At 62.7% G+C, this 16,473-nt stretch carries 13 protein-coding genes; 7 read left to right on the top strand and 6 right to left on the bottom strand.

Annotated features, from left to right (window positions below; translation table 11 throughout):
* Positions 1–23: 23 nt before the first annotated feature.
* The 6 genes from ACTD9P_RS21610 to pilG form a co-directional block, all read right to left on the bottom strand.
* Positions 24–479 (bottom strand): chemotaxis protein CheW, encoded by a 456-nt coding sequence (locus tag ACTD9P_RS21610; RefSeq protein WP_065912199.1) that lies wholly within the window; start codon positions 477–479, stop codon positions 24–26.
* Positions 472–6,291: an Hpt domain-containing protein gene (locus ACTD9P_RS21605; protein WP_438869296.1), complete on the bottom strand. Its 5,820-nt coding sequence runs from the start codon at positions 6,289–6,291 to the stop codon at positions 472–474. Before ACTD9P_RS21605 ends, ACTD9P_RS21610 begins: the two co-directional genes overlap by 8 nt.
* A gap of 77 nt (positions 6,292–6,368) precedes the next feature.
* Positions 6,369–8,420 carry a methyl-accepting chemotaxis protein gene (locus ACTD9P_RS21600; protein WP_438869295.1) on the bottom strand — a complete coding sequence of 684 codons (2,052 nt, stop codon included), beginning with the start codon at positions 8,418–8,420 and terminating at the stop codon, positions 6,369–6,371.
* Complete coding sequence (locus ACTD9P_RS21595) at positions 8,417–8,941, bottom strand: chemotaxis protein CheW (protein WP_065912202.1); 525 nt, start codon at positions 8,939–8,941, stop codon at positions 8,417–8,419. Before ACTD9P_RS21595 ends, ACTD9P_RS21600 begins: the two co-directional genes overlap by 4 nt.
* Before the next feature lie 12 nt (positions 8,942–8,953).
* The gene (pilH, locus tag ACTD9P_RS21590) at positions 8,954–9,319 is read right to left on the bottom strand and encodes a twitching motility response regulator PilH (protein WP_138813469.1); all 366 of its coding nucleotides are present in this window, start codon (positions 9,317–9,319) and stop codon (positions 8,954–8,956) included.
* Between the two features lie 46 nt (positions 9,320–9,365).
* On the bottom strand, positions 9,366–9,773 hold the full coding sequence (gene pilG, locus ACTD9P_RS21585; protein ID WP_010564379.1) for a twitching motility response regulator PilG: 408 nt from the start codon (positions 9,771–9,773) through the stop codon (positions 9,366–9,368).
* Between the two features lie 239 nt (positions 9,774–10,012).
* On the opposite strand from pilG, the gene gshB reads away from it, so the two are divergent.
* The 7 genes from gshB (at position 10,013) to ACTD9P_RS21550 (ending at position 16,209) form a co-directional block, all read left to right on the top strand.
* Entirely contained in the window at positions 10,013–10,978 is a 966-nt protein-coding gene (gene gshB, locus ACTD9P_RS21580; RefSeq protein WP_438869294.1) for a glutathione synthase, read from the top strand.
* A 108-nt stretch (positions 10,979–11,086) separates the two neighbouring features.
* Positions 11,087–11,992: an energy transducer TonB gene (locus ACTD9P_RS21575; protein WP_438869293.1), complete on the top strand. Its 906-nt coding sequence runs from the start codon at positions 11,087–11,089 to the stop codon at positions 11,990–11,992.
* Positions 11,993–12,315: 323 nt separating this feature from the next.
* A complete protein-coding gene (locus ACTD9P_RS21570; RefSeq protein ID WP_438869292.1) occupies positions 12,316–12,885 on the top strand; it encodes a YqgE/AlgH family protein in 570 nt (189 codons plus the stop codon).
* Positions 12,885–13,322, top strand: coding sequence for a Holliday junction resolvase RuvX (gene ruvX / locus ACTD9P_RS21565; RefSeq protein WP_003213744.1), 438 nt, complete (start codon positions 12,885–12,887; stop codon positions 13,320–13,322). Before ACTD9P_RS21570 ends, ruvX begins: the two co-directional genes overlap by 1 nt.
* Before the next feature lie 83 nt (positions 13,323–13,405).
* The gene (gene pyrR / locus ACTD9P_RS21560) at positions 13,406–13,912 is read left to right on the top strand and encodes a bifunctional pyr operon transcriptional regulator/uracil phosphoribosyltransferase PyrR (protein ID WP_017139446.1); all 507 of its coding nucleotides are present in this window, start codon (positions 13,406–13,408) and stop codon (positions 13,910–13,912) included.
* A gap of 24 nt (positions 13,913–13,936) precedes the next feature.
* Positions 13,937–14,941: an aspartate carbamoyltransferase catalytic subunit gene (locus tag ACTD9P_RS21555; protein ID WP_438869291.1), complete on the top strand. Its 1,005-nt coding sequence runs from the start codon at positions 13,937–13,939 to the stop codon at positions 14,939–14,941.
* The gene (locus ACTD9P_RS21550; protein WP_438869290.1) at positions 14,938–16,209 is read left to right on the top strand and encodes a dihydroorotase; all 1,272 of its coding nucleotides are present in this window, start codon (positions 14,938–14,940) and stop codon (positions 16,207–16,209) included. Before ACTD9P_RS21555 ends, ACTD9P_RS21550 begins: the two co-directional genes overlap by 4 nt.
* Positions 16,210–16,473 lie beyond the last annotated feature (264 nt).

Raw genomic sequence — 16,473 nt, 5'->3', positions numbered from 1 at the left:
TTGGAACTTCACAAGGCTTGGGTTCACGCCAGGCCAGACTCGACCAACAACGCTTCAAGCCCCATCAAATCCGGCACCTTCGCCACGTGCTCGCCCACCTGCACCGCCGCGAGTTCCAGCGGGCAGAGTGGCACGTCCACGTAGCTCAACTCGCTGTCGAGCTTGTACGAGCGGGGAATGCCCTGGATCACCAGCGCAATAAACTTCAATGTCGGCCGCCCGCCCAGTGCGTTCAGCACCACGATGCGCGAGCGCTCGGCGGTCAAGATCGCTTCGCCGCACACGGCTTCAAAGCTGATCAGGGGTATTTGCCGGTCGCGCCAGGTCACTTGCCGCAAGTACCACGGCGGCGCATCGCTGGCCGGTTCGCCGCGCTGGAAGTCGATCAGCTCGGCCACGGCCACATTGGGCAGCACCAAGTGGCGGTCGGCCAAGGGCAACAACAGGCCGGTGAGTTGGCTGGTGCGGTGGTCAAGCATGGGACTTGCTCCAGTAGGCGATGCTTTCCAGCAGCACCGACTCCTGGTACGGCTTGCCGAGGTAGTCGTTGACGCCGATGGCCATGGCGCGGTCGCGGTGTTTTTGGCCGGTGCGCGAGGTGATCATGATGATCGGCAGGCGCATCAGGCGCGGGTCGTTGCGCACCTGAATCGCCACTTCGAAGCCATCCATGCGCGGCATTTCGATGTCGAGCAGCATCAGGTCCGGGGTGTGTTCTTCCAGCACCGCGATGGCGTCGATGCCGTCTTTGGCGGTGAGCACGTTCATGCCGTTGCGCTCCAACAGGCGGCTAGTGACTTTGCGCACGGTGACCGAATCGTCCACCACCAGCACCAGCAGCGGGCGCTTTTTCAACGGGTCGTTGAGGATCAGCGGCGCATCGACCGCCTGGGCCGGCAACGCAGGTTGGCGTGCGCGAATGTGTGCGAGCAAATCGATGATCAGCACCACGCGGCCATCACCGAGGATGGTCGCGCCGGACAAGCCCTGCACGCCCGCAAACTGCGGCCCCAGGCCCTTCACCACAATCTCCCGCGTGCCGGCCATGGCATCCACATGCACCGCCACACGCCGCTCGTTGCATTGCACCAGCAGCACCGGCACGGGCTGGTATTGGCCGAGCAATTTGGGGCGGTTGACGGTATGCAGCAGGTCGCCCAGGTAGAACAACTCATAACGCTGGCCGCCATATTCATAGCGCGGCGGGTCTTGCTGATAGTACCCGGCCAGCTCGTGGGGCAGCACACGCACCAGGCCTTCGATGGTGTTGAGCGGAATCGCATATTGATCGTCCGCGCACTGCACCATCAGCGCCCGGTTGACCGACACGGTAAACGGCAGGCGAATGCGAAAGTGCACGCCCGCACCGGGCGTGGAGTCGATCACCATCGAGCCGCCGAGCTGGCGCACTTCTTCGTGCACCACGTCCATGCCCACGCCGCGCCCGGAAATCTGCGTGATCTTTTCCGCCGTCGAGAAGCCTGGCTGCAGGATGAACTGCAACACGTCGCGGTCGCTGATCTCTTGCTGTGGGGCGAGCAGGCCGCGCTTGATCGCCTTGCGCCGCACCGCGTCCAGCGGCACGCCGGCGCCGTCGTCGCGCATGTCGAACACGATATCGCCGCCTTCGTGGGTCAGGTCCAGGGTGATACGACCCTTCTCCGGCTTGCCCGCCAGCACACGTGCTTCGCGGGACTCCAGGCCATGGTCGACGGCGTTGCGCAGCATGTGTTCCAGCGGCGCGGCCATACGTTCCAGCACGTTGCGGTCCATCTCGCCTTCGGCATTACCGACCACGAACTCCACGTCCTTGCCCAACTCCTGCGCTACCTGCCGCACGATGCGCTTGAGGCGCGGCAGCATGCGTTCAAACGGCACCATGCGCGTGCGCATCAGGCCTTCTTGCAACTCGGTGTTGATACGCGCCTGTTGCTGCAACAGGTTGTGGGCATCCTGGTTACGGCGGTCGAGGGTTTCCTTGAGATCCAGCAGGTCGGAAGCGGATTCGGACAGCGCACGGGACAGTTGCTGCAACTGCGAGTGGCGGTCCATTTCCAGCGGGTCGAATTCTTCATAACCCAAGCGCTCGGCCTCGGCCTGCTGACGGCTGAGGATACGGCCCTGGGTTTCGCTGTCGAGGCGGCGCAGTTGGTCGCGCATGCGCTCGATGGTGGTTTCGACCTCGTTGAGGGCCGTGCGCGCATCGTTGACCTGCTGCTCGATGCGCCCCCGGAAGATCGAGGTTTCACCGGCCAGGTTGACCAGATCATCGAGCAAATCGGCGGAGATTTTCACCATGTCCGCAGCCGGGTCGACAGCCGCTTCGGCCTTACCGGCGGGCAGTGCAACCGGCGCCAGCGGCTCATCGCTCGGGTGCACCAGGCTCTTGATCCGCTCGATCAGCTTGTCCACCGAACCCACCGGCAAACCGTCCGCCACGGCGTCGATCATCTGCGCCAAGCGGTCATGGCAACCTTGCAGCAGCGAAAACAGCTCCGGCGACGGCGCCAGCAAACCAGCCGACAGCCCTTCGTAGAGAAACTCCAGTTCATGGGCCAGATCGCCAATCGGCCCGATCTCAACCATGCGCGCGCCGCCCTTGAGGGTGTGCAGGTCGCGCAGCAGGGTTTCCACTTCCTGGCGATTGTTCGGCTCAGCCTGCCAACGCACCAGCGCGCTGCCGGAGCTGTCGATAATATCGGCGGCTTCTTCGAGGAAAATTTCCAGCAACTCGGGGTCCGCTGTCGCCACTTCGGGGGCTGTGGTCGCAGCCGTGGGCGTGCTGCTGTGGCGCAACTCGCGCAGTTGCGCGATCAAGTCGCTGGAGTCGCTCAAGGGTTGCTGGTCTTGCAGTTGATCGAGCTGCAAGGCCAGCCGCTCGTGGCTGGCCATCAACACTTGGGACAACTCGGTGGAGTAACTGTAACGGCGGTCCACCAAGCCTTCGTAAAGGCCTTCCAGCTCATGGGCGAGGTCGCCGATCGGGCCGATTTCGGCCATGCGCGCGCCACCCTTGAGGGTGTGCAAATCTCGCTGCAATGAGGACAACGGTGCGGCGCTGTCGGGCTCCAGCAGCCAACGCTTGAGCGACTGGCCGGCGCTGTCGAGGATGTCTACGGCTTCTTCGAGGAAGATCTCGACGATCTCATCGTCCATCGCCGTGTCCTGACTCAATTGCGCCGTGGCCGCGCCCAGTTCAGCAATGCTGAGGGCACGGCTGCCATCGCTTTTGATCAGCCCGGTGGCTGACGGGTCGAGGGCTTCATCGAGCAATTCGCGCAGCGCCTGCACCCGCGTCGGCGCCGGGCTGATTTCCTGCCCCGCTGCCAACTGGTCGAGCATGTTGATCAGCGCGTCATGGGCCTGTTCGGCCTCGTGGAAAAACGTCTCGCTGACCGCCAGGCTGCTCTCTTCCACCGCCCCGTAGAGGTCAAGCAAGGCTTCGCAGAGTTCGTCGATGCTATGCAGGTCGGCGATATGCGCACCCTCGCCCAAGGTGGTCAACTCGTCCAGCAGTGCGGTGAGTTCCTGACGCTCGCCGGGGTGCTGCTGCCAGCGGCGCAAGAGGCTTTCGGCGTCGAGCAGGATGTCCATGCCTTGGGCCAGGAAGTTGGCGATCAACTGCGGGTCACGCTTGATGCGCAGGCCCGTGTTCGGTGCGTCGAGCAACGCTTGCAGTTGTTGCTCGAGCAGGCTTTGGGTGCGGCTGATCAGGTCTGGCGCGCCCTTGATTGGCACCAGCGGGTCGCTGTGCAGTTGGTGCAGGCCGCGCTGGAACAAGCCTTCGGCCTCCAACAGCAGTTCCACTTCGTCCAGGTCCAGCGGCAGGCGGTGGGCCTTGTATTCGCGAGTCAGGTGATCCAGCGGCCGCGCCAGTTCGGCAATCGGCAGCACACCCGCCATGTAGGCACTGCCTTTAAGGGTATGCAGGGCGCGTTGCAGTTCATCGCTGACTTGCAGCGGCACATGCTCGGCGGCCTGTTGCAGGAAGTGGTTGATGCTCTCCAGATGGCTCTGGGCTTCGTTGCGGAAGATCTCCAGCAGCATCGGGTCGTGGGGCTCGGCGGTGGCTGTTGCAGTGCCACTGGCTAGGGCATGGGCACGGGCGGCCAGGGCGTCGACTTCATCGCGCTGGTGTTGGTCGTCGGTGGCGAAGTCGGCGATCAATTCGGGCAGCAGGGCCACAGCTTCATCCAGTACGTGTTGCACATCGGAGCTGAGGGCCACGCTGCGTTCGAGCACGCGATTGAGCAGGTTTTCCACCGCCCAGGCCAGTTCGGCCAGCACCAGCGCGCGGACCATGCGGCCGCTGCCTTTGAGCGTGTGAAACGCCCGGCGCATTTCGCCTTGAGCAGTTTTGTCCACGCTGTTGGGCAGGTTCCGGTGCAGCACGTCGAGGACTTCGTCGGTTTCTTCGAGGAAGACTTCGCGCAGCTCATCGTCGATAGGTTCTTCATCGGCCGGTGGTGGCAGCAAGCTGCCGGGGCGATGCAGCGCCGGTGGGTTCAGGCGCGTGATCGGGCTGGCCAAGGCATCGAACTGGGACTGGCTCGGCGTGCTGTCGGCCGACAATGCGCCATCCGGCGCAACCAGCGTCTGACGCCAGGGCTTTTCGGCGGGCAGGTAACCGAGCGCGGCCAAGCCTTGGGTCGCCAGTTCCAGCACGCGCTCACCCGCAGCGTCGGGGTCCTGGAGCATGCGTTCGAGGTAGTACTCAAGACTGCTGATCACCTCGGCAAAATGCGCCAGCTGCGCCTGGGTCGGCGGCGCCTCGTTGACCATCAGTTGTTCGTCGACGTAATCGGTGCAACCCCGCATCAGGCTCGCTGCGCGTGGCAGTGGAATCATCGCCAAGGCGCCTCGCACCTGGCTGAGCAGCTCCGGCAGGGACTCCAGGCGCTGGCGCTCCCAGTCGGCTTCGATGCAGTCGATCACCAGCTCTTTGGCTTGGCGCAGGCACTGGCAGGATTCGCGGATCACCAACTGATGAATCTGCGTCAGGTCGGTGGTGGGCAGGCGGCTTTCTTCACGGCTTTCCGGTTCAACGGTGCCGACCATGCCCGCCAGCGTGGCCTCGACGTAGAGCAAGGCGCCGGCGACGTCCATCAGTACGGCGTCGTTGGGTTCGCGGTGACCTTGCGCCAGGCTCAACACCACGGCGAGCTGGTCGATGATCACCTTGCGCGGCTGGCCGAAACCCAGCACCGCCAAGGTATCGGCGATCTGCCGCAATGGCGCCAGCAGCGCATCCAGGTCGTCGGTGTGTTGGCGGTCGCTGCGCACGAACAAGTCGAGGCGCTCCTTGACCCGTACCAGCTCCTCACACAATGCGCCGAGTACCGAGCCCATGGCATTGCGGTCCGGCCCGGCCAGGCGCGCCCGTTCGGCGTCGACCACGGCACTGTCAGGCAAGGCCTCATCCAGGCCATAACGCTCCTTGAGACTTTGCATGCGCGGCGTCGGGCGGGTGACCTTGGCCACATAAAACAGCAGGCTCTTGAGCAGTTCGTCGGGCGCAGGCTGGTTGATACCGCCGATGCCCTGGGCCAGCAAACGCTTGAGTTGCTTGTCGCTGGCCTTGAGCAGGCTGCGCAGCGCCGGGCTGTTGGCGATCACGCCAGTGAGCATGCCTTCGACCAGCGCCGAGGTGACTTGCCACAACGGCAACAGCGGCGCGCCCTGGCACAGCGCTTCGAGGCGCGCGAACACCCGCGCCATGTCTTCCAGGTTGCTCGGGCCATGGTCTTCGCGCAGCAGACCGGCCAAGGCTTGTTGCAGCAGCTGGTGCCACTGCCGTAATTGCTCGTGCAGTTCGGGCACGGCGCGCGGGGCCAGGGCTTCGTCGGGCAACGGTGCAATCGACAAGAGCTGTGGGCTGAACAGGCTGGTCTCGGACAACAGGCTTTCGCCGCGCGCGCTGCGCAGGTCATTGAGCAGCGGCAACACCACCAGCGGCAGGTCGCGGCGGGCGCTGTGTACGCGGTCCAGATACAACGGCAATTGACTGAGGGCTTGTTGCAGCAGGCGGATGCTTTCATCGCGCTGGCTGACGCGCTCGGCTTGCAGGGCCAGGGTCAGTTCTTCGATCTCTTCGGCGAGCAGGGCTGCGCCGTAGAACTCGACCATTTGCAGCGCGCCATGCACTTGGTGGATGGCGGCCAGGCACTCGGCGATAGCGTCGCTGTCGTGGGTTTCGACAAACGCATCCAGCGCCGAACGGGCCTGTTTCAGGGTTTCGGCAATGTCGCCCTTGACCCATTCGAGGGCCACGTAGTCGTGCCGATCAACCATAACTGCTCCGCTTAGAATTCGTGAATTGCATGTATTGCCAAGATCTCAAACCAATGAAGATCTAATGTGGGAGCATTTCAATCGTCTACCTGTTTGGCTGCTGGCAGGGTGAAACCCGACACCGACCGGCGCAACTGGCTGGCCATTTTTGCCAGGTTGCCGATGCTTTCCGCCGTGGCCGTAGACCCCGACGACGTTTGCGTGGTGATCTGCTGAATCACATTCATCGTCAGCGAAATCTGCCCCGCCGATGAGGTCTGTTGCTGCGCCGCATTCGAGATGCTCTGAATCAACGCCGCCAGGGTTTTCGACACGCCTTCGATCTCTTCCAGCGCCACGCCCGCGTCCTGGGCCAGCCGCGCGCCGCGCACCACTTCGGTGGTGGTTTGCTCCATGGAGATAACCGCTTCATTGGTGTCGGCCTGAATCGCGCGCACCAGGGTTTCGATTTGCCGGGTGGCGGCGGATGAGCGCTCGGCCAGCCTTTGCACCTCATCGGCCACCACCGCAAAACCGCGCCCGGCGTCACCGGCCATGCTCGCCTGGATGGCGGCGTTGAGGGCGAGGATGTTGGTCTGGTCGGCAATGTCGTCGATCAGGCTGACGATGTCGCCAATCTCCTGGGAAGATTCGCCCAGGCGTTTGATGCGCTTGGCGGTGTCCTGGATCTGTTCGCGGATGTTGTCCATGCCATGGATAGTGTTGTGCACCACCTCGTTACCCTTGTTGGCGATTTCCACCGAGCGTTCCGCCACGGCCGAAGATTCGGCGGCGTTGGCCGACACTTGATCGATAGATTGCGCCATCTGATTGATCGCCGTGGAGGCTTCAGCGATCTGCTGGGCTTGATGCTCCGAAGCCTGGGCCAGGTGCATGGCGGTGGCCTGGGTGTCCTGCACCGCACCGGCCACTTGACCGGCAGTGAGGTTGATGGTGGCGACCAGATCGCGCAGTTGGTCCACGGAGTAGTTGATGGAATCCGCAATGGTGCCGGTGAAGTCCTCGGTGACCGAGGCGGTTACGGTGAGGTCGCCGTCGGCCAGGTCTTCGATTTCATCCAGCAGGCGCATGATCGCGTTCTGATTGCGCTCGTTCTTCTCGGCGGTTTCATGCAATTGGCGGTTGGTTTCGCGCACCATCACCAGGCCAATCAGAATGATCGAGGCCAGCGCCAGCAAACCCAGCACGTAGCCACCAATGGTGTCGAAACTGCGCCCGCTGGCGAGGTTTTCAAACCCGGTGGCCAGGTGCGAGGCTTCATCGAGCAGGGTTTGCGAGAGGTTGAAGATATTGCTTGCCGAGGCCCGTACCTGGAACAGTTGCGGCGAGGTTTCGAGGATTTCATCCACGGAGCCGGAGACAAACTCGAACAGCTCCGAAATTTCCGCCAGCCGCGCGCGCGCGTCATGGTCTTCGACCTGGGTAATGCGCAAGCCCGGGTTGCCATTGAGCATGCCGTTGAGCACCACACCGAAGCGGCTGGCATCGCGGCCAAAGGCATCGGCGGCTTGCACGGCGGTTTCGTCGCCCGCCAGCACGGTGTTGACCGCGCCTAAAATGCGCTCGGCCAACAGCGACTGGCGCTGGGCCAAGGCTACCTGGCTGGCCGGGGCGCCGCGTTGCAGCAGGATATCGACGACCTTTTCCGACTCCATCTGCAATTGCGGCACGGTTTCGGCGAGGGTCGCAGCCACTTGATGCAGGGACAACACGGTTTGTTCGCTGGCGAGAATTGCGTCGGTGTTTTTCAGCAGCGCTTCCCAGTCGGTCTGCACCGCGCGCATTTCCGCACGAACCGCGCTGGGCGCGGCGGGCAGGCCGGTTTCGGTATCACCTTTTTTCAGGTAGCCCCAGCGCTGGGCAAAGTCGTTGCGCGCATCGCCCAGCAATTTGAACGCGGCGGCCTTGCCGGCAGCGGCCTCAGTGGCGTTTTTGGCGATGCGTTGGGACAGCACACGCAGCTCACCGGCGTGGCCGATGTACTGCTTGTCATAGGTGGACTGAGTGTTGAGGTACGCGAAGTTGGCGAACAACAGCATGATGAACACGATCAGCGCAATAAACAGCACGATGATCTGTGAGCGGCTGCGCGATGCGGCCTGGGGTTTGGGCGTGGTGACGGTGGTCATGCGGCAACATCCATGAAGCCTGGGGCCTGGGCCAGAGCGAAGGGGCTGAAGACTTGCCACAACTGATCGCTGTCGAACTCGCCCTGGATAAACGGCGCGGCTGGAGCAGTGCTCACCAACAATGCGTCTTGTGCGAAATGCTGCATGCCCACCACCTCGTCTACCAGCAGCCCGACAAACAGGTCGTTGTATTCGACCACCAGCACCCGCCGCTGCTTGCGTGCCTTGGACAGTTCCAGGCCGAGAAAACCGCCCAGGTCCATCACCGGCAGCAAACGCCCGCGCAGGTTGGCCACGCCCTTGACCCACGGCTTGACGCCGGGCATCAAGGTGCAACGCGGCTCATGCAGCACTTCGGCGACTTCGCCCATCGGCGCCACGTACCAGTGTGGCCCCAGGCGAAAGCCGATCCCGCTCCAGCGTTGCAGGCGGGCTTCCTGGGACGGCAGGTCGGCGGCCAGCAGGCGGCAGCGGCGGTCGATGTCCAGCAGCAGCTCGAAGGCGGTTTGCGACTCGGTCATGATCGCGAGCCTTTAGCCGGCCAGTACCTTGTTCAAGGTGGCGATCAGGGTGTCTTCGTCCACCGGCTTGGTCAGGTAATCCTTGGCACCCTGGCGAGTACCCCAGACCTTGTCGGTTTCCTGATCTTTGGTGGTGATGATGATCACCGGGATGTGCTCGGTTTCTTTGTCTTTGGTCAGTTGGCGCGTCGCCTGGAAGCCATTGAGGCCCGGCATCACGATGTCCATCAATACCGCGTCAGGCTTTTCCTGGCGAGCGAGCGCTACACCATCGCCGCCGTTGGCGGCCTTGAGCACCACGTGGCCGTGCTTTTCGAGCATGCCGGTGAGTTTGTACATTTCAGTCGGCGAATCGTCGACGATCAGAACGCGTGCCATGGTTTTCCCCACTACATTGGTCGGCGCCGGCCCTTGTGAGGCGGCGTCAGTGTGCTTGTTCTACTGCGGCGAACCCAGGCACGTAAGCCTTGATTGCGCCCAGCAGTTCTTCCTTGCTGAAAGGCTTGGTCAAAAACTGATCGACACCCACGATGCGCCCCTTGGCCTTGTCGAACAGGCCGTCTTTGGAAGACAGCATGATCACCGGGATCGACTTGAACGCCGGGTTGTTCTTCACCAGGGCGCAGGTCTGATAGCCATCCAGGCGCGGCATCATGATGTCGACAAAGATAATGTGCGGGTGATGATCAACAATCCGGGCCAGGGCATCGAAACCGTCGATGGCCGTGATCACATCGCAGCCCACGTTCTTCAACAGCGTCTCGGCGGTGCGGCGGATCGTTTTTGAATCGTCGATCACCATCACTCTCAAGGCGTTGGAATGCTGTTCCATATCTGCTCTACCATCGCCACAGCGAATCGGTTTTCGGTGTGTACTGCCTGATGTTGCACAGGATGAGCGCCGCAAGCCTTGGAATTGAAGGGCTGCTGCGCCGTGGCAGTCTTTTTAGCACAGTCTCCGGGCGCAATCTATCGAGCAACCGGCCAGGTGGTTTTTCCTTGACCCACAACAGCCGCAGCGCCACTCTGACGCCACTTTTATGCGCCCTAATTTGCTAGAGGAAATCCCCCATGAGCGTTCGCGTCGGCATTGTCATGGACCCTATCGCCAGCATTTCCTATAAAAAGGATAGCTCGCTGGCCATGCTCCTGGCCGCCCAGGCCCGCGGCTGGACGTTGTTCTATATGGAGCAGCGCGATCTTTACCAGGGCGACGGCGAGGCCCGCGCACGCATGCGCCCGCTGCAGGTGTTTGCCAACCCGCAGAAGTGGTTCGAACTGGCGGACGAGATCGACAGCCCGCTGAGCGATCTGGACGTGATCCTGATGCGCAAAGACCCGCCATTCGACATGGAGTTCGTCTACTCCACTTACCTGCTGGAGCAGGCCGAGCGCGCGGGTGTGCTGATCGTCAACAAGCCGCAAAGCCTGCGTGACTGCAATGAAAAGCTGTTCGCCACGCTGTTCCCACAGTGCACGCCGCCGACCGTGGTCAGCCGCCGCGCTGACGTGCTGCGTGAATTCGCCGCCAAACACGGTGATGTGATCCTCAAACCGCTGGACGGCATGGGCGGCACGTCGATCTTCCGTCACCGCGCCGGTGACCCGAACCTGTCGGTGATCCTGGAAACCCTGACCGCGCTGGGCACCCAGCAGATCATGGGCCAGGCTTATATTCCGGCGATCAAGGACGGCGACAAACGCATCCTGATGATCGACGGCGAGCCGGTGGATTACTGCCTGGCACGTATTCCGGCAGCCGGCGAGACCCGAGGCAACCTGGCGGCCGGCGGTCGCGGAGAAGCACGCCCACTGACAGACAAGGATCGCTGGATTGCGGCCCAAGTCGGCCCAACCCTGCGGGAAAAAGGCCTGCTATTTGTAGGACTGGACGTAATTGGTGAGAACCTCACCGAAATCAACGTCACCAGCCCGACCTGTATTCGCGAGATCGACAACGCATTTGGCACGAACATCGGCGAAATGCTGATGGCGGCCATTGCTGAAAAGCTGCAAGCAGCAAGCTCCAAGCCATAAGTTTAAAGCGCACCGCTTTTAGGCTTGCAGCTTGTAACTTGTCGCTTGAAGCTAAAAACCAACATTGCGTTATCATGCCGAACCCTGAAACACGCGATGTTGGTTTTTATGCCCTTCCCGTCCGATCTGCCCCCCGAACTCTCCCACAGCGGCGTGCGCCCGGCTGATCGGCTCGGATTTACCCTGTTTTTGGCTGCACTTATCCACCTCGCCTTGCTGCTCGGCCTGGGCTTCACCTACGTCGAACCCAAGCAGATCACCAAGACCCTGGAAATCACCCTCGCCACGTTCAAGAGCGAAAAGAAGCCCGAAAAGGCCGATTTTCTTGCCCAGGACAACCAGCAAGGCAGCGGTACCCTCGACAAGAAGGCCGTGCCCAAGACCACCGAAGTGGCGCCCTTCCAGGACAACAAGGTCAATAAAGTCACGCCGCCACCCGCCCCCAAGCCTGAGGTCAAACAGGCTGCACCCAAGGCTGCCGTGACCACCGTCGCGCCCAAACCGCAAAAAGCTGCGACCCAGCGCGAGAAAGCCAAGACCGAGCCAACGCCTGAGCCCGTCAAACCGGCGCCGACCTTCGACAGTTCGCAGCTTTCCGACCAGATTTCCAGCCTTGAGGCGGAGCTGGCCAATGAGCAACAGCTGTATGCCAAGCGCCCGCGCATTTATCGCCTCAACGCCGCGTCGACCATGCGCGACAAAGGCGCCTGGTATAAGGACGAGTGGCGCAAGAAGGTCGAGCGCATCGGCAACCTCAACTACCCGGATGAAGCGCGACGTCAGCAGATCTATGGCAATTTGCGTCTTTTGGTGTCGATCAACCGCGACGGCTCGCTTTATGAAGTGCAGGTGCTGGAGTCGTCCGGCCAGCCACTGCTGGACCAGGCTGCCCAGCGGATCGTGCGCCTGGCTGCGCCTTTCGCGCCGTTTACCGGCGACCTCAACGACATCGACCGACTGGAAATCATCCGCACCTGGAAGTTCGCCAGGGGTGATCGGCTGTCCAGCAACTGAGTATCGTTCCCCCTTGTGGCGAGGGAGCTTGCTCCCGCTGGGCCGCGCAGCGGCCCCTGCTCTTTGCTTTAAAAGCATCGGACTGCTGCGCAGTCCAACGGGAGCAAGCTCCCTCGCCACAGGTACGAAGTACATCCTTTAATGCAGGATAAAGAGCGTAAAGATCGTTCCCACGCTCTGCGTGGGAATGCATCTCAGGACGCTCCGCGTCCACTTTCAAGAGCGTGACGCGGAGCGTCACAGGCGACACTCCCACGCAAAGCGTGGGAGCGTTCACTAACTCCAGCTTGTCAGTTCGCCCCTCCAACGCCACACTAGTGGACATGAAAAATGTCAGCCCGACCTACCTCAAGCACCAATTCCTGATCGCCATGCCCCATATGGCCGACCCGAACTTTGCGCAGACCTTGACCTACATCGTCGAGCACACGGCCAATGGTGCCATGGGGTTGGTGGTCAACCGCCCGCAAGAGCTGAACCTGGCCGATATCCTTGAGCAATTGCGCCCCGAGATCGACCCGCCGGCGCGCTGCCAGGGTGTGCAGATCTACATTGGCGGGCCGGTGCAGACCGATCGCGGCTTTGTGCTGCACCCCACCGGGCCAAAGTTTCAGGCCACGGTAGACCTTGAAGGCGTGTCTCTGTCGACCTCCCAGGACGTGTTGTTCGCCATCGCCGACGGCGTCGGCCCTGAGCAAAGCGTGATCACCCTCGGCTACGCCGGCTGGGAAGCGGGGCAACTGGAAGCGGAATTGGCCAGCAACGCCTGGCTGACCTGCCCGTTTGACGCCGACATCCTGTTCAACACCGCCAGTGAGCTGCGCCTGGAAGCGGCTGCCGCCAAGCTGCGGGTCAACCTCAGCCTGCTCACCAGCCAGGCGGGGCACGCCTGATGGCTTTGCGCTTGATCCTCGGCTTTGACTACGGCACCAAACAGATCGGCGTAGCGGTCGGCCAGGTGATTACCGGCCAGGCCCGCGAGCTGTGTACCTTGAAAGCCCAGAACGGCGTGCCGGACTGGAACCAGGTTGAAGCCCTGATTAAAGAGTGGAAGCCCGATGCTGTGGTGGTCGGCCTGCCCTTGAACATGGACGGCACCCCCAGCGAGATGTGCCTGCGCGCGGAAAAATTCGCCCGCCGCCTCAATGGCCGCTACAACCTGCCCTTCTATACCCACGATGAACGCCTGACCACCTTTGAAGCCAAGGGTGAGCGCCGCGACCGTGGCGGGCAAAAAGGCAGCTACCGCGACAACCCGGTAGACGCCATTGCCGCCGCCCTGTTGTTGCAGGGTTGGCTGGATGAAAACACCGCTTTGTTTGAATCCTGACTGACGCGGCTTGCCGCGTCTTTTTACGTTTGAGTCCGGACCTTGCTGCGCCCCCCGCCGCGCAAGGCCTTGAAGGAGCCACTATGAGCCTGCCCAATCCCGCCGAACTGATCAGCCAGATGGCGATTCGCCTTAAGGCCCACCTGGAACACCGCGCCATCAGCGAGCCGCGTTTTATCGGCATCCGCACCGGCGGTGTGTGGGTGGCCCAGGCGCTACTGGAAGAACTGGGCAGCGATTCGCCGCTGGGCACCCTGGACGTGTCCTTTTACCGCGACGACTTCAGCCAGAACGGCCTGCACCCGCAAGTGCAGCCCTCGGCGCTGCCGTTCGAGGTAGAAGGCCAGCATCTGGTGCTGATCGACGACGTGCTGATGAGCGGCCGCACCATCCGCGCGGCCCTCAACGAGCTGTTCGACTACGGCCGCCCGGCCAGCGTGACCCTCGTATGCCTGCTGGACCTGGACGCCGGCGAATTGCCGATCAGCCCGGACGTGGTTGGCGCAACGCTGTCGCTGCAAGCCCATCAACGGGTAAAATTGTCCGGTCCCACGCCGCTCGAACTCGAACTGCAAGACCTTGCCCTTTAAACCGCCTTGTACAGAGTCCCCGCGATGACGCCTCTAGATGCCAAGCGCCCGCTGCAGCTCAATGCTCAGGGCCAGTTGCAACATTTCCTGTCCCTCGACGGTTTGCCCCGCGAACTGCTCACCGAACTCCTCGACACCGCCGACTCGTTCCTCGAAGTCGGTGGCCGGGCGGTGAAGAAAGTCCCGCTGCTGCGCGGCAAAACCATCTGCAATGTGTTCTTCGAGAACTCCACGCGCACCCGCACCACGTTTGAACTGGCGGCTCAGCGGCTGTCGGCCGACGTGATCACACTGAACGTGTCCACCTCGTCGGCGAGCAAGGGCGAAACCCTGCTCGACACCCTGCGCAACCTGGAAGCCATGGCCGCGGACATGTTCGTGGTACGCCACGGCGACTCCGGTGCCGCGCATTTCATCGCCGAACATGTGTGCCCGCAGGTGGCAATCATCAACGGCGGCGACGGCCGTCACGCCCACCCGACCCAGGGCATGCTCGACATGCTCACCATCCGTCGGCACAAGGGCAGCTTTGAAAACCTGTCGGTGGCCATCGTCGGCGACATCCTGCACTCGCGGGTGGCGCGCTCGAACATGCTGGCCCTGAAAACCCTGGGTTGCCCGGATATCCGCGTAATCGCGCCGAAAACCCTGCTGCCGATCGGCATCGAACAATACGGCGTGAAGGTCTACACCGACATGACCGAAGGCCTCAAGGATGTGGACGTGGTGATCATGCTGCGCCTGCAGCGCGAGCGCATGTCCGGTGGCCTGCTGCCGAGCGAAGGCGAGTTCTACCGCCTGTTCGGCCTGACTACCGCACGTTTGGCCGGTGCCAAACCGGACGCCATCGTGATGCACCCAGGCCCGATCAACCGTGGCGTGGAGATTGAATCGGCGGTGGCCGATGGCCCGCAGTCGGTGATCCTCAACCAGGTGACTTATGGCATCGCCATCCGCATGGCTGTGCTGTCCATGGCCATGAGCGGGCAAACCGCGCAACGTCAATTCGAGCAGGAGAACGCCCAGTGAAGCTCAGCATTCTTGGCGCTCGCGTTATCGATCCGGCCAGCGGGCTGGATCAAGTCACCGACCTTCACCTGGAAGCCGGCAAGCTCATCGCCATTGGCGCCGCGCCCGCAGGCTTCAGCGCCAGCCAGAGTATCGATGCCAACGGTCTGGTGGCCGCGCCTGGCCTGGTGGACCTGAACGTCGCCCTGCGCGAGCCGGGTTACAGCCGCAAAGGCAGCATCGCCAGCGAAACCCGTGCCGCTGCGGCCGGTGGCGTCACCAGCCTGTGCTGCCCGCCCCACACCAAGCCGATCCTTGACACCTCGGCGGTGACCGAGCTGATCCTCGACCGCGCCCGTGAAGCCGGTAATTGCAAGGTGTTCCCCATCGGCGCGTTGAGCAAAGGCCTGGAAGGCGAACAACTTGCCGAGCTGATCGCCCTGCGTGACGCCGGTTGCGTGGCATTCGGCAACGGCCTGGAGAGTTTTCGCAGCACCCGCACGCTGTGCCGTGCGCTGGAATATGCGGCTACGTTCGATCTGACCGTGATTTTCCACTCTCAGGACCGCGACCTGGCCGAAGGCGGCCTGGCCCATGAAGGCGCCGTGGCCAGCTTCCTCGGCCTGCCGGGCATTCCGGAAACTGCCGAGACCGTGGCCCTGGCCCGCGACCTGTTGTTGGTGGAACAAAGCGGCGTGCGTGCGCACTTCAGCCAACTGACCAGCGCACGCGGCGTGGCGTTGATCGCCCAGGCCCAGGCGCGCGGCCTGCCGGTGACGGCGGATGTGGCGTTGTATCAGCTGATTTTGACCGATGAGGCGTTGATCGACTTCTCCAGCCTGTATCACGTGCAGCCACCGCTGCGCACCCTGGCCGACCGCGAGGGTTTGCGTGCGGCGGTGAGATCGGGCGTGGTTTCGGCGATTTCCAGCCATCACCAGCCCCACGAACGGGATGCCAAGCTGGCACCGTTTGGCGCTACCGAGCCGGGAATCAGCAGCGTAGAGCTGTTGCTGCCCTTGGCGATGACGTTGGTAGAAGACGGCTTGCTGGACTTGCCAACCCTGCTCGCGCGCCTGAGCGCCGGCCCGGCCGAGGCATTGCGCCTGCCGGCGGGTAAATTGGCGGTAGGCTCGGCGGCGGATCTGGTGCTGTTTGACCCGGCCAGCTCCACGGTTGCCGGGGAACACTGGCTGTCCAAAGGTGAAAACTGCCCGTTCATCGGCCATAGCCTGCCGGCGACGGTGCGTTACACCTTGGTGGATGGGCGGATTACCTATCAGGCCTGACTCCAGTCTGGAGTGGCCCCAGTAAATGTGGGAGGCCCCGCCACCTCTTCGATGTAGCGCTGTCGCGCATCAAACTGGTTCATCGTAAGGTTGAAGAACGCGGGCGGGGCAAAGGCCGTAACCAGCACTGGTGTGCCAGCACCCGAGTGGGAGAGTGGCCTGCACGGTATCGGCGTGGAGTCATTGTCGGCACAGCTAGCTGTGACCACGTATAAGAGAGTGAATCCGCTCGCCACCGTGTACCCCGCCCGCGTCATTCAATCC

This window comes from Pseudomonas onubensis (assembly GCF_965653655.1).
Lineage (GTDB): Bacteria > Pseudomonadota > Gammaproteobacteria > Pseudomonadales > Pseudomonadaceae > Aquipseudomonas.
Note: the sequence above shows the minus strand (reverse complement) of the source record. Positions and strands in the feature narration are given on the sequence as shown.

Excerpts from the sequence above, each read along its gene's own strand:
- ACTD9P_RS21610 (WP_065912199.1), bottom strand. The coding sequence starts at position 479 with ATGCTTGACCACCGCACCAGCCAACTCACCGGCCTGTTGTTGCCCTTG.
- pyrR (WP_017139446.1), top strand. The coding sequence starts at position 13,406 with ATGAGCCTGCCCAATCCCGCCGAACTGATCAGCCAGATGGCGATTCGC.
- ACTD9P_RS21605 (WP_438869296.1), bottom strand. The coding sequence starts at position 6,291 with ATGGTTGATCGGCACGACTACGTGGCCCTCGAATGGGTCAAGGGCGAC.
- ACTD9P_RS21555 (WP_438869291.1), top strand. The coding sequence starts at position 13,937 with ATGACGCCTCTAGATGCCAAGCGCCCGCTGCAGCTCAATGCTCAGGGC.
- ACTD9P_RS21595 (WP_065912202.1), bottom strand. The coding sequence starts at position 8,941 with ATGACCGAGTCGCAAACCGCCTTCGAGCTGCTGCTGGACATCGACCGC.
- ACTD9P_RS21575 (WP_438869293.1), top strand. The coding sequence starts at position 11,087 with ATGCCCTTCCCGTCCGATCTGCCCCCCGAACTCTCCCACAGCGGCGTG.
- pilH (WP_138813469.1), bottom strand. The coding sequence starts at position 9,319 with ATGGCACGCGTTCTGATCGTCGACGATTCGCCGACTGAAATGTACAAA.
- gshB (WP_438869294.1), top strand. The coding sequence starts at position 10,013 with ATGAGCGTTCGCGTCGGCATTGTCATGGACCCTATCGCCAGCATTTCC.
- pilG (WP_010564379.1), bottom strand. The coding sequence starts at position 9,773 with ATGGAACAGCATTCCAACGCCTTGAGAGTGATGGTGATCGACGATTCA.
- ruvX (WP_003213744.1), top strand. The coding sequence starts at position 12,885 with ATGGCTTTGCGCTTGATCCTCGGCTTTGACTACGGCACCAAACAGATC.
- ACTD9P_RS21570 (WP_438869292.1), top strand. The coding sequence starts at position 12,316 with ATGAAAAATGTCAGCCCGACCTACCTCAAGCACCAATTCCTGATCGCC.
- ACTD9P_RS21600 (WP_438869295.1), bottom strand. The coding sequence starts at position 8,420 with ATGACCACCGTCACCACGCCCAAACCCCAGGCCGCATCGCGCAGCCGC.